We start from the raw sequence: 22,197 nt of genomic DNA on the forward strand, positions 1-22,197 counted from the left end.
CGGATCCTGGCCGAGCTCTCGGACCTGACGCCGCGCCTCGGCGCGCTCGCCGGCCTCGACCCCGCCCCCGCGCCGACGATCGACGGCGGGACGTTCGCGCTGGCCGCCGAGCCGCCGGCCGATTCGCCGCCGATCTCCTTCGGCCCGGATCGCGCCGAAAGGACCATCGACCAGCTTGCCCAGCTCGCGCCCCCGGTCGAGTCGCTGATCGGACTGGAACCGGCCCCGGCCGGCAGGGCGAAGCCTGAGCCGACCCGCACCGCGTCGCTCGCGCCCGCGCCGTTGCCGCGAGCCGTCGACGTGCCGCTGCCGATCGCCCGGCCCACCGACCTCTCGCGCCTGGCCACGCAGGCGAAAGCCGCGTCCCGGGCCGAACGCGTGGCCTCGGCCAACGCCGAACGCGGCCGGCCCGACCGCGCCGAAGGCGCACGCAGGGGCGCAAGCACGGGCGTGAATATCGCGCCGCCCATTCCCGCGCCGACGAGCCGGCTTGCGTCCAGGGTTGCGCCGCCGTTGCGCGGGTCCGTGCTGCCCCCCGGCCTCGATCCCGAGTCCTGCCCCGGCGGCATTCAGGTCGTGCGTCGCGGCGAGGAGATCGTCAGGATCGTGTGTTTCGACGGCCCGCCCGGTCCGGTCGCCTCGCGCGCACCGCTTCAAAATAGCGGCTTCGGCCGGTTCTTCGGGACACGGGGCGAAGAGGGAATGTTTGGCGGCCGTGACGCAGGGCCTGTTGGGTATCAGGGCGGCGCGCCGGGCGGCGGCCACCCCGGCGGCGGTTCGGCCGGAGGCGGTGTCGGGGGAGGCTCCTCCGGCGGCGGCGTCGGCGGAGGTGTCGGCGGCGGCGGATCCGCGGGCGGCGGATCCGCGGGCGGCGGCGTTGGGGGAGGAACGGGCGGAGGCTCGACGGGCGGCTCCGGCGGCGGCACGAGCGGGGGCTCCACAGGCGGCTCCACAGGCGGCTCCAGCGGAGGGTCCAGCGGCGGCGTCGGCGGCGGGATCGGCGGTGACGTCGGTGGTGGTCTCGGCGGAGGCGGGACCGGCGGAGGGATCGGCGGCGACGTCGGAGGCGGGCTCGGCGGCGGCGGAACCGGCGGCGGCGGAATCGGCGGAGGGATCGGCGGCGAGGTCGGAGGCGGCCTCGGCGGCGGCGCCGGTGGCGGCGTTGGCGGAGGCACCGGTGGCGGCGTTGGCAGTGGCGGCGTCGGCGGCGGATCCGGTTCCACGGGTGGTTCGTCCGGCGGCGGAGCCGGTAGCAGCGGCGGCAACGGCAATGGTGGGAGCGGGTCCAGCCAGGGCTGATGGTTGAACTGCGGTTGCCACTCGTCAAGTCGTCCGCCGGCGCACGACGGCGCTCCGGCGGACGGAACCAACTTGCCTGCCTGACGGTTTTCACCGGGCCTGGACCGTTTTCCGACCGTTTCCGCATTCAGGTTGCCTGGCCGATGCCGCCGCCCGTGTCACGGGAATCCGGCGCCGGCCGCGCTCTCATGCCGGCGGTCGATGCTCCTGGGCCCGGGGCAAGGGGGAGTGACGCATGAGCGCAGGCGATGTCGGGGTCGCGGCCACCGAGTTCGAAACGCTGTTCGAGAGCCGGCGGCGGCTCGGGACCAAGCTGCTGCTCGACGGTCGGGAGAAGCTGACCTACGCCGAGCTGATTGACCGCGTCGATCGCCTGCCTGACTGGTTGCGGCGCTGCGGCGTCGCGCCGGGTGGGCGCGTGGTCGTCGCAACGCAGTCCGCGGCGGCCATCGCGACGCTGTTCCTGGGCGCGCTGCGTCATGATTTCACGCTGGTCGTGCTCGACCCGGAGGCGAGCGCGCTCGAACGCGAGACGGTGATCGGCCTCGTCGAGCCGTCACTGGTGCTGTCCGACCGTCCGGAAGGCGCGGCGGGAGTTCCTTACATCCGCGTTTCTGACGAGCCGGCCGGCGGCGGCGGGCTGCTCGACCGGCTGCTGTCGCGCCGCCGTCCGCAGGCGCAGGCCGACACGTTCCCGGCCGTGGTGTCGGCGTGCGAACCGCTGCGCGGAGCCCCCGCCGCACCGCCCGCCTCGACGGCGCTCGTGCTGTTCACGTCCGGCACCACCTCCCAGCCGAAAGGGGTCGAGCTCAGCCGCCGCGCGCTGCTGGCGCAGCTCGACACGTTCCGGCGGGTCTATGGCTACGACGAGCGCTCCCGCATCCTCAACCCGGTGCCGATGCATCACACGGACGGTCTGCTGCAAGGCGCCGCCAGCGCCTTCGTCGGCGGCGGTACGGTGCTGCGCCACGGATCGTTCCAGATGCAGGACCTGCCCGCGCTGATGCACGCGATCTACGACCGGCAGGTCACGCATTTCATCGCCGTGCCGACCCTGCTGTCGCTGATGCTGCGGCTCGGGCCGGAATTCGACGACACGTTCCGCACGCCGCACTTCCGCTTCATCCGCTCGAGCGCCGGCTACCTCGACAGGCCGGTCTGGGACGCGGTCGAGGCGCGGTTCGGCGTGGAGGTGACGAACGCCTACGGGCTCACCGAGTGCGTGTGCGAGGCGATCTATTGCGGCCCGCGTCCCGAGACGCGGCGGCTGGGCACGATCGGCAAGCCCATCGACGTCGAGGTCCGGTTCGTCGACCCCGACGGTCGCGACGTCGCGACCGGGGAGACGGGCGAATTGCTGCTGACCGGCCCGACCCTGATGAGCGGCTATTTCCGCGCTCCGGAGGAAACGGCGAAGGTGCTGCGCGACGGATGGCTGGCGACCGGCGACCTCGCGTCGATGGACGCGGACGGCTTCGTCTCGATCCGCGGCCGGCGCAAGAACCTCGTCATCCGGGGCGGCATCAACATCAATCCGCAGGAAGTGAGCGAGCAGGTCACGGCGCTCGCCGGCGTTCGCGACGCGGTCGCCGTCGGCATGCCGGATCCCGTGTGGGGCGAGAAGCTCGTCGCCTGCGTGATCGCGGACGACGGAGCCGATCTCACGCCGCAGGCGATCATCCGCCATTGCCGCGCCGTCATGGCGCCCGAGAAGGTGCCTAACGAGGCGCACGTGCTCGAGCGCATGCCGCGCGGGCCCGCCGGCAAGGTCGTGCTCTCCGAGCTCAAGGAGATGATCGCCGAGCGCGAGCGCGCCGCCCGCGAGGCGGGCGCCGGCACCGACGTGGAGGAGCGCGTCTACGCGGTGGCCGCCTCGGTGTTCAACGTCGAGCGCGAACGGCTCGGTCCGGACTCCAATCCGGACGGCACCGAAGGCTGGGACAGCTTCGCCCACCTCACCCTGATGCAGGAACTCGAACAACTCCTGTCCATCCGCTTCTCGCCGCAGGAAATCATGAGCATCGAGAGCCTCGGCGAACTCGTCGCGGCCGTGCGCGGCAAGACGGCGTCGTGAAGGCGCCGCCCATGGCTCCGCCGCTCTGGACCTGGTTCGGCGCCCTCGTGGTGGCGGGGCTCGTCTGCGTCATGGCTGCCGCCAGCCTGCTCGTGCCGTAGCCGGCGAGGTTTTCCGCGTGCACGTCCTCTCGCTTGAATGGCTGGCCTGGATGGCCGGCGTGACCGCCCTGTTCTGGCTGTCGCCCGCGCGGCTGCGCGACTGGAGCCTGGTCGCCGCGACGGCGGCGTTCCTGCTCCTCAACGCGCCCGTCTCGCTGGCGCTGCTGGCGGCGATCGTGGTCGCCACGTACTGGGGGGCCGGGCCGGCCTCGACCAGCGGCTGGCGCATGCTGGCCTTCCTCGCGGTCGTCGTCTCGGCGATGGTGGCGTTCAAGCTGCGCCAGGGCGCGGCCACCACGCTGGCCGGCGCGGACGTCGCCATCCCGCTCGGCCTCTCCTACTACACGTTCCGCGCCATGCACTACGCCATCGAGCGCTACAAGGGGAAGCTGCCGCCGCACCGCTTCGGCGACTTCGTCTGCTACATGGCGTTCCTGCCCACCATCCTCGTCGGGCCGATCCACCGGTTCCCGGCCTTCCACCGCGACCGGCTGCGCCGGCAGTGGAGCGCCCAGCACGTCTCGGCCGGGCTGGAGCGCATCCTCTACGGCTACGTGAAGGTGGCCGTGCTCTGCAACGTCGTCGTGCTCGGGCTGTTCGACCGCTTCATCGCCGAGCTGCCGCACGAGGCGCAGGGCCTGCGGCTCTATCTGGCGATCGTGCAGAGCGGGCTGCGGCTGTATCTGCTGTTCTCCGGCTTTTCCGACGTCGCCATCGGCTTCTCGCGCCTGCTCGGCTACACCATCATCGAGAACTTCGACTGGCCGTATCTCGCCCGCAATATCCAGGAATTCTGGCGGCGCTGGCACATCTCGCTCACCAGCTTCGTGCGCGACTATTTGTTCGACTTCGTCGCCGCAGCGACGCGGCAGCCGGCGCTAGGCATGGTGGCCAGCCTGGTGGTGATCGGCCTGTGGCACGAGGTGTCGCTGCGGTATCTCTACTGGGGCCTGTATCACGGCATGGGCGTGCTGGTGTGGCACCAGTTCCAGCGCGTGAAGCCCTGGCTCGGCAAGCCCGGCGGGCCGCGCCTGAAGCCGCTGCGCGACGCGCTGGCGACACTTCTCACCGTGCATTTCGTGTGGTTCGGATTCGTGCTCGTGGAGCAGCCGTCGCTGGCGGCGGCGTTCCGCGTCTGGAGCACGATCCTGTGGCCGTGGTGACCTGAATGTACGATTTCCTGCTCCGCCACCTGCAACCGCGCTGGGCCGGCGTCGCCATGGCGATCTGGTACGGCGTGCTGATCGCGCTGGTGCTGATCTGCGCCGTCGCGCCGCGCGGCGCGTTCACCTACATGCGCCTCTAGGCGTTCAGGGCGCGGCGCAGGAGCGCGCGGCGGAAAGCCGGGCTGCGGCGGCCGGACCGAGTTCGCGGCCCAGGAACGCCACCATCTTCTCGCGGCCCGGCTCGCGCAGATGCAGCGCGTTGTCGAAATGCGCCCGGTTCCACGGGATCGCCGCGTCGGCGTCGACCAGCATCGCTCCCGTGCGCTGGGCGACGCGCCGCATCGCCGACGCCTGAAGCTCGCTGAGGCGCTTCACGCTGCGCCAGGGCAGGTGCAGCGCGGCGAAACCCGTGGGCCGCCGCGCCTCCTCCGGCGGCACGCCGGACTGGACGATGACGACCAGCGGAGCGCGCGATTGCAGCCGCGTCACCAGCTCGGTCAGCCGAGCCTCGAACCCGGCCACCCAGGCCGCGTCCGACTCGTCCGTGTGAACGTCGGAGAGGAGGCCGATCGTGTTGAGGAAGATCAGCCCGAAGAAGCGCTCCACGCGGTTCCACACGGGCCACAGCCGGTTGAGGCCATCGGCGCGCGGGGAGTCGGGCGCGAGCCCGTTGCGCTTGGCGATGCCGGCGGAGTCGTGCGCCACGTCGCCGGCCATCACGATGGCCACGTCGGGATCCGTGGCGACGACGCGGGGGGCCAGCGCCAGCAACTCGCGCGTCCCGTAGAGGGGTCCGCTGGCATTGACGTAATCCACCCGGCAGCGCGGCATCGCCTCGCCGATGGCGCGCGCGGCGCGCGCCGGCCATGTCCTCGCCTCGTCCTCGGCCAGCCAGTCGAAGGTGCGCGAGTCGCCGGCGAAGGCGATGCGTACGACGTCGGCGGGCTTCGGCATCGGCAGCTCGGGGCCACGAAAGCCGAGCGAATTGATGCGGACGCCGCCCGATACCGCCCCCGGCTGCGCCAGCTCGATGCCTCCGACCTGCCGGAACAGCGCCATCATCTGGGAGGGCGTCGCCCCCTCGTCGGCCTGCGGCTCCGACGCCTGGCCGAGAACGACGGTGGCGATCTCGCCGGCCAAAAAGATGCTGAGCGCGAGCCCGACGATCGCGAGGCCGGTGGCGATCTCGTTGCGCCGCGTTGCGGAGATGGACAGCATGTTCAGGCGTCTCCGGCCCGCGCGCCCGGATCCCGCGCGAAGCGGGAGAGAAGGGCCGCGTAGCGGTCGATCATGTTTGCGGCGGCGGCGCGATCGAGCGCCGAACGGCGAACGCTGAATTCGCAGACGAGCGTGTCGTCGCGCTGGCCGATCTCGACCGAAAGGTCCGCCTGCGCGATGCCGGAGTCAAAGGGGCGCGGCTCGATCAGCACGCCCCCGGCCTCGACCGACCCAAACGGCCGATAGTTCTGGAGCTGGAACAGGATCGGCGTGGTGTGGCCGAGGCCGAAGCCCTTGCGGCGCGGCGTCTCGGCGAGCACGAGGTCGAAGGGCACGTGCTGCCGCGCGAAGGCGGCGACCGTGGCCTCGCGCGTGACGTCGAGCGCGTCGGCGAAGCCGGCGTCGCGAGGCAGCGCGAGCCGCAGCGGAATGGCGTTCGAATAGCAGCCGACGGCGTCGTTCGCGCCCGGGAAGGCGCGGTTGGCCCCGGGCAGGGCGAGCGCCAGCGCGTCGGTGTCGAGCTGGCGCGTCAGCATCGCGCCGAAGGCGGCGAGCAGGCCCATGAACAGCGTTCCGCGCCGCCCGCGCGCGGTCTCGCGCAGGCCTGCGACGATATCCGCGCCGATGTCGCGGCGCAGCCGGAAACCCGGCCACGTCGCCTCGTCGGGCCGCGTCTCGCGCGTTGCGATTTCGGTCGGAACCCAGGGCCCGATCTGCGCCGCGACAGCGCGTGCCTGCTCGACAAGCGAGCCGTTCTCGATCAGGGCGGCCTGTCGTCGCGCGAACGCGGAAAAGGACGGCGGCGGCGGAAGATCGTGCGGCCGGCCCGTGGCCTCGGCGGCGTAGAGCCGCGCGAGGTCCCGCAGCAGCACGTCCTTGGACCACCCGTCCGCGATGGTGTGGTGGAGCGTCAGCACCAGCTCGTGCTCGATCGGCCCGAGGCGCAGCACCGAGAGGCGCGCCGGCGGCCCGTCGGAAAGGTCGAACGCGCGCTGCGCCGCGCGAGCGGCACGCTCCTCGGCCTCTCCCGGCGGCGTGTCTTCGGGCGGTTCTGGTTGCAGCACGGCGTCGGTGACGACGTTGACGAGGCCGCCGCCCTGCCGGCGCAGCACGGTCCGCAGCGCGTCATGGCGTCGGGACAGCGCGGCGGCGGCGCGCTCGAGGGCGGCGAGGTCCAGCGGACCGCGCGCCCTCGCGACGGAGGAGACGTTGAAGACCGGCTCTCCGCGAAAGGTCGTCGCGACGACCCACATGGCGCGCTGCGTCGGCGTCGCCGGCGCGGGTTCGTCAGGGGTGGCCGCGGGTTCCGCGCCGCGTCCCGAGGCGGGAGCGCGCCGCGCGGCCTCGACCGTCGCCAGCATGGCGGCGAGCGTGCCGGCGTTCTCGAACGGCGCTTCCGGCGTCAGGTCGACGCCGAGCGCCTCGTTGACGGCGGCGACCAGCGACACGGCGGACAGCGAGTCGCCGCCCAGCAGGAAGAAATCGTCGTCCGGCCCGATGTCGATCCGGCGCAGGGCGGCCTGCCACAGCCCCAGCAGCGCGGCCTCCAGCGGGGTGCGCCCGAAGTGGCGCGTGGCCGGGTTGGGTTCGCCGGCCGGCTTGTCGAGGCCGAGCATGGCTGCGATCTTGCCGCGCTCGATCTTGCCGGCGGCGCTGCGCGGCAGCGCGTCCACGATGCGGATCAGGCGGGGCGTGCGGTGGGCGTCGAGCCGGGCGAGCACGTGGGCGCGCAAGGCTTCGGGCGCCGCTTCCATGCCGGGGCGCAGCACGGCCGCCGCTGCGATATCTTCTCCCAGCGTGGGATGCGGCACGGCGAAGCAGGCGGCCTCCCGCACGGCGGGGTGCGACAGCAGGGCGTTGTCGACGTCCAGCGGCGCGATCTTTTCGCCGCCCCGGTTGATCTGCTCCTTGAGCCGGCCGCTCACCGTGAGGTAGCCGTCCTCGTCGAACCAGCCCAGATCGCCGGTGCGGAACCAGCCGTCCCGAAAGGCGTCGGCGTTGGCGGCGTCGTTGCGCTCGTAGCCCGCCATGATGGTCGGCCCCCGGGCGACAATCTCGCCGCTTCGCCCGGCCGGCAGCGGCGCGCCGGCTTGGTCCGTGACGCGGACCTCCGGGCCGGACGGCCTGCCGGCCTTGCCGGGCTTCTGCCGGCCCGGCGCGAGCGGGCTCGTGACCAGCGGACCGGTCTCGGTGAGCCCGTAGGTTTCGATCACCGGCACGCCGAACAGGGCGTCGAGTTCGGCCAGCAGCGCGGCGGAAAGCGCGGCCGAGGACGACCGCACGAAGCGCAGCCGCCCCCCGGCCAGCTTGTCGGCGTGCGCGGCGGCGTGGCTCACCACGGCCTGATGGATGGCGGGGACCGCCGTGTACCAGCTGGGCCGCGTCGCTGCGAACCAATCGAAGAAAAGCCGGGGGTCGAACTTGGGCGGACACACCGTGGAGCCGCCGGCGGAAAGTGGCCAGATGACGCCGTTGAGGATGCCGTGGCTGTGGAACAGCGGCATCACGTCGAGGCAGCGGTCATCGGGCGACAGCTCCAGCCAATCCCGCATCACCCGGCACGACGCCATCACCATGGAATGGCGCACCGGCACGACCTTGGGACGCCCGGTAGTGCCGGCGGTGGGCAGAAGATAGGCGACATCCTCCGGGGACGGGGCGGCGACCTCGCGCGGCGGGCCGACCGGTTCGCCACGCAGCGCAAAGGAGGCGACCTCGCCCGTCTCGGGCGCGAGCTCGATCAGGGAAAGGCCGAGGCGGCCCGCGACGTCGCGCGCCGCCGCCCAGCACGGCGCCGAGGCGAGGATCGCCTTCGCGCCGGTGTCGGCGACGTAGCCCGCGAGAGTCTCAGGGGCCTGGGCGGGGTTGAGCGGGGCGGCGGTGGCCTGGCCGGCGATGGCGAGAAAGACGAGCGCGAACTCCGGCCCGTCCGGCAGCATCAGCGCCAGCCGGTCGCCGCGCCCGAAGCCCAATCGAGCCAATTCGCTCCCAATCTCGTCGAGACGGGCCGCCAGCCTCGCGAAGGGCAGCGTCCGACCGTCCGCCGCCACGAGCGAAGCGGCGTCCGGGGTGGCGCGCGCGTGCCGCCGGAGCAGGTCATGAACGAGGGCGTCGGCGGATTCTGCCACGCGGAGATCCGGCGTTGGGGGATGCAGACGGAACAGTTGCGCATTCCCAACGCCGGATGGACCGTCCGGGTTGCGTCGACCAGACCGGTTTCAGAGCGGCTTCAATCCGGCCTCGATCTCGGCCCTGCGGCCCTCCAGGAAGGGCGGCAGCGAGAGCTTCTGGCCGAGCGTCTCCATCGGCTCGTCGGCGTCGAAGCCGGGCCCATCGGTGGCGATCTCGAACAGGATGCCGCCCGGCTCACGAAAATAAAGGCTGCGGAAATAGAACCGGTCGACCGGGCCGCTGGAGGGCACGCCAGCGGTCCGCAGGCGATCCGCCCAGGCGCCGTAGTCCTGCTGGTTCGGGGTGCGGAACGCGACGTGGTGGACGCCCCCGGCCCCGGGCTGCGCCATCGGCAGGTCGGGCCGTTCCGCCACATGCAGCTCCGCGGCGGCGCCGCCCGGTCCCATCTCGTAGACGTAGATCTTGAACGCGGGCGCGGTGGGGTCGGGGTAGGTGCGCGCGGGGCGCATGTTCATCAGCCGGGTCAGCACGATGTCGGTGTTGCGAAGGCTGGGCACGGTCATGGTGATCGGCCCGAGCCCGCGGATCTGGCGGTCGGCCGGAACGGGGCTGCCGCTCCACGGGTGCGCCGCGCCCTTGCCGCTGTCGTCGACGAGCGCCAGGCGCTGGCCCTCCGGGTCTTCGAAATCGAGGGTGCGGCGACCGTCGCGCTCGACGATCTCGCCCGTCTTCACCCCGTGCGCGCCGAGCCGTTCCTTCCAGAACGCCAGCGTGTCGGCTCCGGCGACGCGCAGCGCCGTCCGGGTGATGCTGTTGTTGCCGCGCCGCTCCCGCGTCACGGGCCAGTCGAAGAAGGTGATGTCGGTGCCGGGGCTCGCGAGCCCGTCCGCATAGAACAGGTGGTAGGCGCTCACATCGTCCTGGTTCACGGTCTTCTTCACGAGCCGCATGCCGAGCACGCGTGTGTAGAAGTCGTGATTTCCGGAGGCGTCGGCCGAAACGGCGGTGAGGTGGTGGATTCCGGTGAGGTCCATGGGGGGGCTCCAGGGGATGGCGCGTCAGGCGCAGTGCTTGTGTGCAAGGTGGCGGGGAAGGCCGCCCATGGAAAGGGCTGTCGCTGCCTAGAACGCCTTGCAGCTTTGCAATCGCTCGATCGTCGCCGGATTTTTGGCGCCGCTCTCCATCAGCCCGTCTTGACCGGCCGAAAATTCGGATGCTACGGTTCTGAATATCGAAACCTTGGTTCCATTTTTCGGGAATAAAGGCCATCCCGTTGACGATCATCTCGACCGCGGCCGACGTGCTCAGGTGTTTCTCGCAGGAGCGTCAGGAGCTGACGCTGACCGACGTCGTCGCATTGCGCGGCGCCCCGAAGAGCTCGACGTCGCGGCTGCTGCGGGCCATGCGCGAGGCCGGCCTGCTGGAGACCGTCGGCAACTCCAAGCGCTATCGGCCCAGCCTGCTGCTCTTCCAACTCGGCCAGCTCTACAGGGCCGGCTCCTCGCTGATGGCGCGGGCCGAGGACCTGCTGTCCGACGTCGTCGAGGAGGCCGGGCATTCCGGCTATGTCTCCATTCGCGACGGCCGCGAGGTCATGGGCTTGCGCTACTTCGCGGGGCGGCACGCGCTGCGGGTTGGAACCCCGATCGGCCGGCGGCTGCTCGCCCAGGCGTCCGCGACCGGCCGGTCGCTGCTGGCCCGGCTGCCCGACGACGCCGTGCGCGCGCTGTTCGCCGACGAGTTCGAGATCCCGTCCGCCACGGCGCCCCAGACCGTCGACGACCTGCTGCGGCGGCTCGCCGAAGTGCGGCGCACGGGGCTCTCGGAGTCCTGGGACGAATCCAATCGCGGCGTCGGGGCGCTCGCCGTGGCGGTGGCTGACCCCCAGACCGAGGAGACGGTCAGCCTGTGCGTGACCTATCCGGTCGCGACCATCACCGCCGACGAAAAGAGAATCATCGCGAACCGGCTGCTGGCGGGCGCCAGGTCGATCGCGACCGTGATGGGCGACCGGGTCTGCCACGCGCTTCGCGCGGGCGAACCGGCCATGCAGGGGACATGAGGATCATGCAAAAGGCGGCGCGCTGGCGCATCGGCTTCGACATCGGCGGCACCTTCACCGATTTCATCCTGTACGACGGCGATGCCGGGGCAGTGACGCTCCACAAGCGCCTGACCACTCCCCACGACCCGTCCGAGGCCGCGCTGATCGGCCTGGAGGAGCTCGTCGGCATGGGCGGCATCGGCCTCGCGGATGTCGGTGAGATCGTGCATGGCACGACGCTCGTCACCAACACCATCATCGAGCGCGACGGGCCGAAGATCGGCCTCATCACGACCGAGGGCTTCGGCGACATCCTGGAGATGGGAACCGAGCAGCGCTACGACATCTACGACCTGTTCCTGCAGTTTCCCGAGCCCTTCGTGCCGCGCGGCCGCCGGCTGGAGGTGAGCGAGCGCGTCGACCGTGACGGCAATGTGGTGGCGGCGCTCGACGAAGAGCAGGTGCGCGCGGCGCTGCGCAAGCTCGTCGCAGAGGGCGCGGAGGCGGTGGCCGTGTGCTTCCTGCACTCTTATCGCAACCCCGTCCACGAGGTCGCGGTGGGAGAGATCGCCCGGCGCGAGTTCCCCGGCCTGCACGTCTCGCTGTCGCACGAGGTCGTGGCGGAGCTGTGGGAATACCAGCGCTGCGTCACCACCTGCGCCAACGCCTATGTGCAGCCGCTGATGGACACCTATCTGCGCCGGCTCGAAAGCGAGCTGGCCCGCCGCGGCTTCGCCGGCGCGCTGCGCCTGATGCACTCGGCCGGCGGCCTGGTGTCGCCCGCCGCGGCGCGCGCCTTCCCGATTCGCCTGCTCGAATCCGGCCCCGCCGGCGGCGGCCTCGCGACGGCGCTTTTCGGCGAGCTGGCGGGCAAGAAGGATGTCATCTCCTTCGACATGGGCGGCACGACGGCCAAGGCCTGCATGATCGAGGACGGGCGCGCCGAGATCGCCCCGATGATGGAGGCCGGCCGCGTCCACCGCTTCAAGAAGGGCTCGGGCCTGCCGATCAAGGCGCCGGTGATCGACATGATCGAGATCGGCGCGGGCGGCGGCTCCATCGCCGCCATCGACGAGGTGGGCCTGCTGCGCGTCGGGCCGAACTCGGCGGGCTCCGATCCCGGGCCGGCCTGCTACGGCATGGGCGGCGACCGGCCGACCGTCACCGACGCCAACCTCGTGCTCGGCTACTACGATCCCGGCTTCTTCCTCGGCGGGCGCATGAAGCTCGACCTCGATGCGGCGCGCCGCGCCGTGGCGAGCGTCGCGACGCCGCTGGGGCTCGGCGTCGAGGAGGCGGCGGCCGGCATCCACAAGGTCGTCATCGAGAGCATGGCGGCGGCCGCCCGCGTCCACCTCGTCGAGAAGGGCAAGGACCCGCGCGACTATTCGATGGTCGGCTTCGGCGGCGCCGGCCCGGCGCACGCGGCCGAGGTGGCGCGCGTGCTCGGCGTGCGCGAGCTGATCGTGCCGCCCGCCTCCGGCGCGGCTTCGGCGCTCGGCTTCCTCGCCGCGCCGCTGTCGTTCGAGCTGGTGCGCTCGCACCCGGCCGAGTTCTCCGCGAACCTCGACGCCGACGGCGTCAACGAGGTGCTGTCCGGCCTGGAGGCGCAGGGCCGCGCCCGCCTGCGGGAGGCCGGCATCGCCGACGCCGACATCGTCGTCGAGCGCAGCGCCGACATGCGCCTGGTCGGCCAGATGCACGACATCTCGGTGCCGCTGCCCTCCGGCGCGATCACCGCCGCGAGCCGGGAAGCCGTGGAGGCCGCGTTCCACCGCGTCTACACCGCCCGCTACACCAAGCCGCAGGAAGGCGCGCGCATCGAGGCGATCAACTTCCGCGTCCGCTGCTCCGGCCCCACGCCGACGCTGTCGCTGCGCGGCGCCGCCGGCGGCGGCGACCTCGCCACCAAGCGCAAGGGCACGCGGCTGGCCTGGTTCGACGGCCTGCACGTCGAGACGCCGGTCTACGATCGCTACGCGCTGCGCCCGGGCGACCACTTCGCCGGCCCCGCCATCATCGAGGAGCGCGAGGCGACGACGCTGATCCCGCCGGGCGACAAGGTGTCGATCGACGAGAGCCTGAACATCCGCGTCGCCATCGGCGTCACCGCCGCCTCGGCCGCTCTCGTCACGCCCGACATGCCCGTCGAGCGGGCCGTGGCGCTGATCGAGTCCGACCCGATCGCCCTCGAGATCATGTGGAGCCGCCTCGTCACCGTGGTCGAGGAGATGTGGCTGACGGTGATCCGCACCGCCTTCTCGCTGGTCATCTCCGAGGCGCAGGACTTCGCCTGCGAACTGCTCGATCCGGAGGGCGAGACGCTGGCCCACTCGCCGCGCGCCATGCCGGTGTTCAACCTCACCCTGCCGCTTGCCGTGAAGGCGCTGCTGGAGCGTTACCCGGCCCACACGCTGAAGCCCGGCGACGTGCTGGTCACCAACGACCCGTGGCTTTGCGCCGGCCACCTGTTCGACATCGCCGTGGTCACGCCCTGCTTCCGCGACGGCAAGCTGGTCGGGCTGATGGGGACGGTCGGCCACGTCTCCGACATCGGCGGCACCAAGGACTCGCTGCGCGCCCGCGAGATCTACGAGGAGGGATTCCAGATCCCGCCCATGAAGCTCTACGAGGCGGGCAAGCCGAACGAGAGCCTGCTGCGGCTGCTGAACGAGAACGTCCGCAACGGCGAGCAGGTGCTGGGCGACCTGCACTCCTTCGTCGCGGCCAACGCGCTCGGCGCGGAGCGCCTGCTGGCGTTCATGAGCGACTACGGCATGCACGACCTTCGCGCGCTGGCCGCCGTCGTCCAGGGGCGCTCCGAGAAGGCCATGCGCGACGCCATCTCGGCGATCCCGGACGGCGTCTACGCCTCCGAGATCTGGAACAACCCGCTGGGCACGCCGCTGCGTTACCCGGTGAAGCTGACGGTCGCGGGCGACTCCATCGAGGTGGACTTCGACGGCGCGCCGCCGCAGCTGCCGCAGGGCGGGCTCAACTCGACGCTGAACTACACGGCCGCCCACGCCACCTATCCGCTAAAGTGCATGCTGACGCCCAACGTGCGCGGCAACGCGGGCTGCTACCGGCCGTTCACGGTGAAGGCGCCGGAAGGCTCGATCCTCAACCCGCGCCGGCCGGCCTCGGTCAACATCCGCACCCGGACGGGGTGGTATATCGCGCCCAACATCTTCCGCGCGCTGGCGGAGGCGGCCCCGGCCCAGGTGCAGGCGTTCACCGGCCTGCCGGTGGCGGCCAACATCTACGGGCAGACGCCGGACCACCGCATTTATTCCGACCTCTTGTTCATGGGCGGCGGCCAGGGCGCGTCGGCGCGGGGCGACGGCAAGTCGGGCCTGCTCTGGCCCACTTCCGCCGCCAACACCTCGATCGAGCTGTTCGAGACGCGCGTGCCCGTGCTGGTGCTGGAGAAGGCCTACCTGCCCGATTCCGGCGGCCCCGGCCGCCACCGCGGCGGGCTCGGCCAGCGCGTGCGGCTGCGCAAGCTCTCCGACGACGGCCAGACGACGCTGGTGTCGGTCTATCCCGAGGGCGTCAACAACCCGACGCCCGGCCTGTTCGGCGGCCTCCCCGGCGGCTCCGCGCGCGGCGCGGTGCGTGACGCGGACGGCGCGCTGCTGCGCGATTGCGGCACGGGCGACCTCGTCTCGGTGACGCGGCCGGCCGAGATCGTCGAGGTCGTGCTGGCCGGCGGCGCCGGCTACGGCGACCCGGCGGAACGCGACCGCGCCGCCGTCGAGCGCGACGTCGCCGAAGGGCGCGTGACGCCGGAGGCCGCGGCGCGGGACTATGGTTACGGAATGGCCCTGTCCAATACGGACGGACGGGCTAAGGTGGCGTGAAGGTGGAGGGGAATGCGATGAAGAGACGGACAGTTCTACATGCGATGGGCGCGCTGGCCGCGGTCGGCGCCCTCTCCGGCGCGGGCCTCGCTCCCGCGATGGCCCAGGCCCGCAAGGTCCTGGTGATCGCCAGCAACCAGGATGTGCCCAATTTCGACCCGCACATCGCGACGGGCTACTCGGCCTCCGCGTTCCTGCGCAACGTCTACGACTCGCTGGTGCGCGTCGAAGGCAACCCGGTGAAGGTGGTTCCCAGCCTGGCCGAGTCCTGGACCGTGTCGCCCGACGGCATGGAGTACACGTTCAAGCTGAGCCCGGCCGCCAAGTTCACCGACGGCTCGCCGGTGACGTCGGCGGACGTGAAGTACTCGTTCGACCGCCTCATCCGCCTCGCCAAGGGCAATGCGTGGATGGTGGCCGGCATCATCGACACCAACAGCGTCATCCCGGTCGACGCCACGACGGTGAAGGTGAAGCTGGTGAAGCCTTTCGCCGCCTTCCTGCAGGTGCTGCCGTGGCTGTGGGTGGTCAACGCCAAGGAGGTCGAGGCCAACAAGGGCTCCGACGACGGCCAGACCTATCTGCGCTCCAACGTCGCCGGCTCCGGCGCTTTCCGCATCAAGCGCGCCGAGCCCGGCAATCTCTACGAGTTCGAGAAGGTCGCGAACCCGTGGAAGACGGGCGGCGGCAACCTCACCGGCGCGATCTGGCGGATCATCCGCGAGACGTCCAACCAGCGTCTGGCGGTGCAGCGCGGCGAGGCTCATTTCGCCCTCGACCTGACGGCCGAGGACATGGACGCGCTCAAGGACAAGCCCGGCGTCGTCTCGGTGGTGGAGCCGGAGTTCCGCACCTTCTCCATCAAGATGAACACCGAGTACGGCCCGCTCGCCGACATCAACCTGCGCAAGGCGATCTCCTACGCCTTCGACTACAAATCGATGGAGGAGTCGGCCGGCTACCAGCAGCTCATGGTGGGCCCGCTGCCGCACGGCATCCTCGGCCACGATCCGAACCTGCCCGTGCCGCGCACCGATCTCGCCAAGGCGAAGGAGTATCTGGCCAAGTCGAAGTCGCCGAACGGCGGCATCAAGCTCACCATGGTCCATGTCTCGGGCCTGGAGCAGCAGCGCCGCTTCGCGCTCGTGCTGCTCGACAGCCTGAAAAAGATCAACATCGATCTGGACATCAAGCCGATGGTGTGGCCGGACATGGTCGCCTCGACGGCGTCGCCCGACAAGATGGCCGATTTCTTCCCCGTCTATCAGACGGCGAACTACGGCGATCCGGACAACATCGCCTTCGCGGCGTACCACTCCTCGCGCAACGGCAACTGGCAGAACCCGGTGTACAAGAGCGCGAAGGTGGACGACCTCATCATGCAGGGCCGCGCCGAGACGGACGAGACCAAGCGCAAGGCGATCTACCTGGAGTTCCAGAAGCAGGTCGTCGACGACGCGCCGGACATTTTCGGCGTGCTCGAAAAGCGCAAGCTCGCCATCCGCTCGGACGTGAGCGGCTTCGTGTTCACCCCGGTGGCGAGCAACGCCATCGAGTTCTTCCCCCTGTCGCTGAAGTGACGCGAGCCGCCCGGCGGCGCGTCCCGGCCCGCGCGAGCGGGCCGGGCGCTCCCGGGCGGCGTCCGGCGCGGACCTTGCAGGCACGAGGCCGATGCTCATCTACACCGTCCGCCGTCTGCTGCTGCTGATCCCCGTCCTCGTCGGGCTGTCGCTGCTCGTCTTCACGATCTCCCATCTGCTGCCGGGCGATCCGGTGAAGCTCGCCGCCGGCCCGCAGGCGACGCAGGCGGAGATCCAGTCGCTCGCCCGCGAATTGGGAACGGACCGGCCGTTGCCCGCGCAGTACTGGAGCTACGCCACCGGGCTCGTGAAGGGCGACTGGGGCCAGTCGGTGCTGACGCGCCGGCCGGTGTGGGACGACCTCAAGATCTACCTCCCCGCCACGCTGGAGCTGGTCATCGCCGCCATGGTGCTGGCGGTGGCGATCGGCCTGCCCGCCGGCCTCGTTTCGGCGGTTTACGCGAACCGCTGGCCGGACTATCTCTCGCGCACGCTGTCGCTGGCGGCGATCTCGATGCCGCGCTTCTTCCTCGGCCTGCTGCTGCAGCTCGCCTTCGCCATGTGGCTGCTCTGGCTGCCGCTGGGCGGACGCTTCCCGATCATCGACGAGCCGCCGCCTTTCGTGACCGGCTTCCTGACCATCGACGCGCTCGTCGCCGGCGACCTCGGGGCCTTCGCGACGGCCCTGAAGCACCTCGCCTTGCCGGCCGCGGCGATGTGCCTGTCGCCGCTGGCCACCATCACGCGGATGATGCGCGCCTCCACGCTGGAAGTGCTGCAGCAGGACTATGTGCTCACGGAGCGGGCGCTCGGCCTGTCGCAGCGGCTCATCCTGTTCAAGTACGTGTTCAAGAACGCGCTGTCGGCCACGCTCACCGTCATCGGCCTCTATGTCGGCTGGCTGCTCGGCGGCACGGTGCTGGTGGAGACCGTGTTCGACTGGCCGGGCATCGGCCTCTACGCCACCAAGGCCATCGTGACGCAGGACTTCATGCCGGTGATGGGAGTGACGCTCGCCATCGGCGTGGTGTTCATCCTGTCGAATCTCGTCGTCGACCTCGCCTACGGCCTGCTGAACCCGAGGGTCCGCTACGAATGAGCGCCGCCGTCGAAACCGGGCCGCGCAACGCGCTGTCGTCGCGCTGGCAGAACTGGCGGCGCGGGGCCTACCGTTTTCGCCAGAGCACGCTGTCCATCGTCGGGCTCGTGATCGTGGCGCTGTTGATCGCCGTCGCGCTCGTCGGCCCCTACGTGGTGCCTCACCCGGAGCACGTGGCCGGCGGGGTGAGCACGGCGATGCGCTTCCGCCCGCCGTCGGCGCAGTTCTGGTTCGGCACCAACGAACTCGGGCAGGACGTGTTCTCGCTCGTCGTCGCCGGCTCGCGCATTTCACTGCTGGCGGGCCTGGCCGTCGTCGTCATCGCCGCCATCTTCGGCACGTTGATCGGCGCGGTGGCCGGCTATTTCGGCCGCTGGGTGGACGAGGCGCTGATGCGCTTCACCGACCTGATGCTGACCCTGCCTTCGCTGATCCTCGCCATGGCCATCGCGGCCGCGCTGGGGCCGGGCATCGGCAACATGGTGTTCGCCATCGCCATGTCGTGGTGGCCGGGCTTCGCGCGTCTGGTGCGCGGCGAGGTGATGGCCAAGAAGGAAGAGGTGTTCGTGCAGGCGGCGCGCGCGCTCGGGGCCGGCGCGCCGCGCATCCTGATGCGCCACATCCTGCCCAACGTCATCTCCCCGATCATCGTGAAGATGTCGCTCGACATGGGCTTCGCCATCCTCACCGTCGCCTCGCTGGGCTTCGTGGGGATCGGCGTCAAGCCGCCCACGCCCGAGTGGGGCTCCCTGCTCTCGCTGGCGCGCGGCTACATGCCCGACTACTGGTGGACGGCGATCTTCCCCGGCATGGCCATCTTCCTCGCCGTGTTCGGCTTCAACCTGCTGGGCGACGGGCTGCGCGACGTGCTCGACCCCAAGGCGAGGCGCTGACCGCGCATGGCTCTGCTTGAAATTCGCAACCTCCATCTCGCCATGCGCTCCTTCGAGGGCGAGGCGCACGTGCTCAACGGCATCGACCTGAAGGTCGACACCGGCGAGATCTGGGGCGTCGTCGGCGAGACGGGCTGCGGCAAGTCGCTCACCGGCCTGTCGATCTCGCGCCTCGTGCCGACCCCGCCGGCCCGCTACCTCGCGGGCGAGATCCTGTTCGAGGGGCGAGACCTCCTCGCGGCGTCGGAGGCGGAGATGCGGGCCCTGCGCGGCCGGCGCATCGGCATGATCTTCCAGGACCCCACCACCAATCTGAACCCGGTGTTCCGCATCGGCGACCAGATGGTCGACGTGGCGCTGCACGCCGGGCACGCGGACCCGGCGGTGCTGGGGCTCGACCGGCGCGCCTCCGGGCGCGCCCGCCGCAAGGCCGCGCGCGCGCTGGCGGTGCGCATGCTCGAGCGCGTCGGCATCCCCGACGCCGCCCGTCGCGTCGACGACTACCCGCACCAGTTCTCCGGCGGCATGCGCCAGCGCGTGCTGATCGCCATGGCGCTGATCGGCAAGCCCGACCTGCTGATCGCCGACGAGCCGACGACGGCGCTCGACGTCTCGGTGCAGGCGCAGATCCTGCGCCTCATCCACGACCTCGTCGTCGAGGACGGGCTGACCGTGGTGATGATCACCCACAATCTCGGCGTCGTCGCCCAGCTCTGCACGCATGTCGCCGTCATGTACGCGGGCAACATCGTCGAGGCCGGGCCGGTGCGGCCGGTGTTCAAGAACCCGGGCCATCCCTATACGCGCGCGCTCATGGCCGCCGTCCCGACGGCGGGCACGAAGCGGGGCGAGCTCGCCGGCTTGCCCGGCATCGTGCCGAGCCTGTTCAAGCCGCCGCCGGGCTGCCGCTTCGCGACGCGCTGCGCCCACGCCACGGCGGCGTGCGACCTCGGCGCGCCCGCCATGCGCGAGCTGTCGCCGGGCCATTCCGTCGCCTGCGTGCTGGCGGGGGAGATCTGAGATGGTGCTGCGGATCGAAGGCGTCACCAAGCTCTATCCCGCGCGCGGCGGCGGCGTCACCGCGCTCCGGGACGTGACGCTGAACGTCGTGGCGCGCGAAAGCTTCGGCCTGGTCGGTGAATCCGGCTCGGGCAAGACGACGCTGACGCGCTGCATTCTTGGGCTGGAGCCGATCACCGAGGGGCGCATCGTCTATGACGGCGTCGACCTCGCCACTCTGTCGGCGGCCGAGATGCGGCGCATGCGCTCGCGCATCCAGATCGTGTTCCAGGATCCCTACGCCTCGCTGAACCCGCGCATGAGCGCGCACGACATCATCGAGGAGCCGATGGTGATCCACCGCGCCACGCTGGGCCTGAACGCGCGCCAGCGCACCGAGCGCGTGGCGGAGCTGCTGCAACTCGTCGGCCTCGGCGAGCAGCATTTGTGGCGCTTTCCGCACGAGTTCTCGGGCGGCCAGCGCCAGCGCATCGGCATCGCCCGCGCGCTCGCCGTCAACCCCGAGTTGCTGATCCTCGACGAACCCACCTCGGCGCTCGACGTCTCCGTGCAGGCGCAGGTGCTGAACCTGCTGCACGACCTGCAACGGCGCTTCGCGCTGACCTACCTGTTCATCTCCCACGACCTCGGCGTCATCCGCTACATCTGCGACCACGTGGCGCTGATCTATCGCGGCGAGATCGTGGAGGAGGGCGACACCGAGACGATCTTCACCGCGCCGAAGTCCGACTACGCCCGCATGCTGCTCGCCGCCATGCCGGAGCCCGACCCGGACAAGAGCCCCTTCGCCAGGGCCGGCTGACCAGGCGCGGCTCACGCCGGCATAAGCGCGCCGGGCGTGATCGCCAGATGCCGCGTGAAGGACTCGCCGGGTTCGAGCCGGACCATTCCCGGCGACTCCAGCACGTCCCCGTCGAAGCCCAGCGGATGGTCGTGCCCCTGCCAGGGCTCGATGCACAGGAACCGCGCGCCGGGGCGCATCCACAGGCCGAGCTGCGGACAGTCCGGGAACTCGACTTCGACGCCCGGCGCACCGGGCGTTCCGAACCACACGGAGCGGCTCGCCGGCCGGTCGAAGAACATCGCGTCGCGGGTAAAGAGCTCCGGGCTCAGGCGCAGCGTCCGCCCCTCGATCTCGTTGGGGAAGGGCTCCGGCCCGAGCAGCCCGTCGCGCAGGCGGCGGATCGGCGCGGTCTCCTCGCGCTCGAACAGCACGATGGAATCGGTCTGCGCCGCCCCAGGCGCGGAGGGCGTCGGCCAGGCGAAGCCGGGGTGGAAGCCGAACGCGGCGGCGGCGGTCTCCCCGCCGAGATTGGTGACGCTGGCCGTCTGGCGCAGCGTCGGCCCGTCGAGGGCGAACGCCACCTCCAGCCGCAGCTCGAACGGCCACACGCGGCGCGTCGCCTCGCTCGGATCGAGCCGCAGCGTGCAGGCTCCGTCGGCGACGGCGACGATGTCGAAAGTGCTCTCGGGCGCGTAGCCGTGCAGCGGGATCGGGTAGAAGCGGCCCCGGTGCCGCACCCCGCCGCCGGCGCAGCGGCCGATCACCGGAAACAGCACGGGGGCCTGGCGCGGCCAGGAGGCGGGATCGCCCTGCCAGAGCCATTCCATGTTTGGAGCAGTTCGGAGCGAGCGCAATTCCGCGCCGAACAGGGAGATGTCGACGCCGAGCTCGGCGGATTTCAGGGAAATTTCAGGTCGCATTCGGGTCCTCGCGCCGGCCTATTGGGCGCGAGGTCCGGCCGCGTGGCAAGCCCCGCTCAGCTGATCTCGGCGGGGCGCACGACCACCCGGGTGCCGATCGGCACGCGGCGGTAGAGGTCGATAATGTCCTGGTTGATCAGCCGGATGCAGCCTGAGGACACGGCCGAGCCGATCGAACCGGGCTCGTTGGTGCCGTGGATGCGGTACAGCGTGTCGCGGTCGCCCTGGTAGAGGTACATCGCCCTCGCGCCCAGCGGGTTTTCGAGCCCGCCCGGCATGCCCCCGGCGTACTCCGCCAGCTCGGGCTGGCGCTGGATCATCGAGCCCGGCGGCGTCCAGGTGGGCCACTCGGACTTGCGGCGGATCGTCGCCGCCCCGCTCCAGGCGAAGCCCTCGCGGCCGACGCCGACGCCGTAGCGCATCGCCTTGCCGCCCGGCTGGACGAGGTAGAGATAGCGCTCGTTGGGGTCGATGACGATGGAGCCCGCGCTCTCCGGCCCGTCATAGACCACCTGCCGGCGCAGATACTCGGGGTTGACGTCGTAGGGGTCGACCGCCGGCACCGGGAAGCGCTCGCCACGGATTTCGCCGTAGGTGAGGTAGAACGACTCGTCGTGGACGGGCAGGGCCGGAAGCGAGGCCAACCGGCGCTCCGAGACGCAGCCCGCCAGCAGGGCGGGCGTGCCGAGGACGAGGAAGCGGCGGCTGATCTTCGACATGACGTCCTTCTTGGGTCTGGCGCGCCGGCCTTCCGGCGCTGAAGCGCGAGCGGAGCGCTCGCGTTTTTCTGCAACTCCGACAATGACTTCCGGGTTCCATCGGGCAGCGCTCGGGAGCGCCTGCCTGGACCTTGACGTCTATGGCATCCGGGGCGCGCCGGAGTCGAGGGGGCGCTCCCCGTTTCGCGCCGCCGGGCGATCAACGCCATGTGATCGGCCAACGGGACCGTGGCGGCGCGGCCGGCGATGCGCTAGGCAGGCGGGCCATCCTTTTTTCCGTGAAAT

General features: G+C 71.1%; 15 protein-coding genes and 1 pseudogene. 11 read left to right on the forward strand and 5 right to left on the reverse strand.

What is annotated here, in order from left to right:
- The 4 genes and pseudogenes from NK718_RS20990 to NK718_RS21005 all read left to right on the forward strand — a co-directional run.
- Positions 1–1,299: pseudogene (locus tag NK718_RS20990) on the forward strand (hypothetical protein); the annotation flags it as partial.
- A 235-nt stretch (positions 1,300–1,534) separates the two neighbouring features.
- On the forward strand, positions 1,535–3,373 hold the full coding sequence (locus tag NK718_RS20995) for an AMP-binding protein (protein WP_254746395.1): 1,839 nt from the start codon (positions 1,535–1,537) through the stop codon (positions 3,371–3,373).
- Between the two features lie 118 nt (positions 3,374–3,491).
- Positions 3,492–4,637 (forward strand): MBOAT family O-acyltransferase, encoded by a 1,146-nt coding sequence (locus NK718_RS21000; protein WP_254746397.1) that lies wholly within the window; start codon positions 3,492–3,494, stop codon positions 4,635–4,637.
- Between the two features lie 5 nt (positions 4,638–4,642).
- On the forward strand, positions 4,643–4,780 hold the full coding sequence (locus NK718_RS21005; protein ID WP_254746399.1) for a hypothetical protein: 138 nt from the start codon (positions 4,643–4,645) through the stop codon (positions 4,778–4,780).
- A 4-nt stretch (positions 4,781–4,784) separates the two neighbouring features.
- Here NK718_RS21005 and NK718_RS21010 read toward each other — a convergent pair whose 3' ends face one another.
- The 3 genes from NK718_RS21010 to NK718_RS21020 form a co-directional block, all read right to left on the reverse strand.
- The gene (locus NK718_RS21010; protein ID WP_254746401.1) at positions 4,785–5,858 is read right to left on the reverse strand and encodes an SGNH/GDSL hydrolase family protein; all 1,074 of its coding nucleotides are present in this window, start codon (positions 5,856–5,858) and stop codon (positions 4,785–4,787) included.
- Between the two features lie 2 nt (positions 5,859–5,860).
- Positions 5,861–8,986, reverse strand: a complete 3,126-nt coding sequence (locus NK718_RS21015) for an AMP-binding protein (RefSeq protein ID WP_254746403.1) — start codon at positions 8,984–8,986, stop codon at positions 5,861–5,863.
- 90 nt (positions 8,987–9,076) lie between these two features.
- Entirely contained in the window at positions 9,077–10,024 is a 948-nt protein-coding gene (locus tag NK718_RS21020) for a ring-cleaving dioxygenase (protein WP_254746405.1), read from the reverse strand.
- Positions 10,025–10,263: 239 nt separating this feature from the next.
- On the opposite strand from NK718_RS21020, the gene NK718_RS21025 reads away from it, so the two are divergent.
- The 7 genes from NK718_RS21025 to NK718_RS21055 all read left to right on the forward strand — a co-directional run bounded on the left by NK718_RS21025 (position 10,264) and on the right by NK718_RS21055 (position 20,291).
- Positions 10,264–11,052: an IclR family transcriptional regulator gene (locus tag NK718_RS21025; protein WP_254746407.1), complete on the forward strand. Its 789-nt coding sequence runs from the start codon at positions 10,264–10,266 to the stop codon at positions 11,050–11,052.
- Positions 11,049–14,897, forward strand: a complete 3,849-nt coding sequence (locus NK718_RS21030; protein ID WP_254746409.1) for a hydantoinase B/oxoprolinase family protein — start codon at positions 11,049–11,051, stop codon at positions 14,895–14,897. Before NK718_RS21025 ends, NK718_RS21030 begins: the two co-directional genes overlap by 4 nt.
- A 17-nt stretch (positions 14,898–14,914) precedes the next feature.
- The gene (locus NK718_RS21035; RefSeq protein ID WP_254746411.1) at positions 14,915–16,477 is read left to right on the forward strand and encodes an ABC transporter substrate-binding protein; all 1,563 of its coding nucleotides are present in this window, start codon (positions 14,915–14,917) and stop codon (positions 16,475–16,477) included.
- 91 nt (positions 16,478–16,568) lie between these two features.
- The gene (locus NK718_RS21040; protein WP_254746413.1) at positions 16,569–17,576 is read left to right on the forward strand and encodes an ABC transporter permease; all 1,008 of its coding nucleotides are present in this window, start codon (positions 16,569–16,571) and stop codon (positions 17,574–17,576) included.
- Positions 17,573–18,469: an ABC transporter permease gene (locus tag NK718_RS21045; RefSeq protein ID WP_254746415.1), complete on the forward strand. Its 897-nt coding sequence runs from the start codon at positions 17,573–17,575 to the stop codon at positions 18,467–18,469. The genes NK718_RS21040 and NK718_RS21045 overlap by 4 nt, the downstream gene beginning before the upstream one ends.
- A 6-nt stretch (positions 18,470–18,475) precedes the next feature.
- On the forward strand, positions 18,476–19,489 hold the full coding sequence (locus NK718_RS21050; RefSeq protein ID WP_254746417.1) for an ABC transporter ATP-binding protein: 1,014 nt from the start codon (positions 18,476–18,478) through the stop codon (positions 19,487–19,489).
- Position 19,490: 1 nt separating this feature from the next.
- Positions 19,491–20,291: an ATP-binding cassette domain-containing protein gene (locus NK718_RS21055; RefSeq protein WP_254746419.1), complete on the forward strand. Its 801-nt coding sequence runs from the start codon at positions 19,491–19,493 to the stop codon at positions 20,289–20,291.
- 11 nt (positions 20,292–20,302) lie between these two features.
- Here the strand turns inward: NK718_RS21055 and NK718_RS21060 are convergent, their stop codons facing one another.
- The gene (locus NK718_RS21060; RefSeq protein ID WP_254746421.1) at positions 20,303–21,193 is read right to left on the reverse strand and encodes an aldose 1-epimerase family protein; all 891 of its coding nucleotides are present in this window, start codon (positions 21,191–21,193) and stop codon (positions 20,303–20,305) included.
- Between the two features lie 56 nt (positions 21,194–21,249).
- Complete coding sequence (locus NK718_RS21065) at positions 21,250–21,912, reverse strand: L,D-transpeptidase (RefSeq protein WP_254746423.1); 663 nt, start codon at positions 21,910–21,912, stop codon at positions 21,250–21,252.
- Positions 21,913–22,197: the final 285 nt, after the last annotated feature.

It is taken from the genome of Alsobacter ponti, from assembly GCF_024294805.1.
Taxonomy (GTDB): domain Bacteria; phylum Pseudomonadota; class Alphaproteobacteria; order Rhizobiales; family Beijerinckiaceae; genus Alsobacter; species Alsobacter ponti.

What these genes read in the sequence shown, in the direction of transcription:
- NK718_RS20995 (WP_254746395.1), top strand. Translation starts at nt 1,535, where the DNA reads ATGAGCGCAGGCGATGTCGGGGTCGCGGCCACCGAGTTCGAAACGCTG.
- NK718_RS21005 (WP_254746399.1), top strand. Translation starts at nt 4,643, where the DNA reads ATGTACGATTTCCTGCTCCGCCACCTGCAACCGCGCTGGGCCGGCGTC.
- NK718_RS21010 (WP_254746401.1), bottom strand. Translation starts at nt 5,858, where the DNA reads ATGCTGTCCATCTCCGCAACGCGGCGCAACGAGATCGCCACCGGCCTC.
- NK718_RS21020 (WP_254746405.1), bottom strand. Translation starts at nt 10,024, where the DNA reads ATGGACCTCACCGGAATCCACCACCTCACCGCCGTTTCGGCCGACGCC.
- NK718_RS21030 (WP_254746409.1), top strand. Translation starts at nt 11,049, where the DNA reads ATGAGGATCATGCAAAAGGCGGCGCGCTGGCGCATCGGCTTCGACATC.
- NK718_RS21035 (WP_254746411.1), top strand. Translation starts at nt 14,915, where the DNA reads ATGAAGAGACGGACAGTTCTACATGCGATGGGCGCGCTGGCCGCGGTC.
- NK718_RS21040 (WP_254746413.1), top strand. Translation starts at nt 16,569, where the DNA reads ATGCTCATCTACACCGTCCGCCGTCTGCTGCTGCTGATCCCCGTCCTC.
- NK718_RS21045 (WP_254746415.1), top strand. Translation starts at nt 17,573, where the DNA reads ATGAGCGCCGCCGTCGAAACCGGGCCGCGCAACGCGCTGTCGTCGCGC.
- NK718_RS21050 (WP_254746417.1), top strand. Translation starts at nt 18,476, where the DNA reads ATGGCTCTGCTTGAAATTCGCAACCTCCATCTCGCCATGCGCTCCTTC.
- NK718_RS21055 (WP_254746419.1), top strand. Translation starts at nt 19,491, where the DNA reads ATGGTGCTGCGGATCGAAGGCGTCACCAAGCTCTATCCCGCGCGCGGC.
- NK718_RS21060 (WP_254746421.1), bottom strand. Translation starts at nt 21,193, where the DNA reads ATGCGACCTGAAATTTCCCTGAAATCCGCCGAGCTCGGCGTCGACATC.
- NK718_RS21065 (WP_254746423.1), bottom strand. Translation starts at nt 21,912, where the DNA reads ATGTCGAAGATCAGCCGCCGCTTCCTCGTCCTCGGCACGCCCGCCCTG.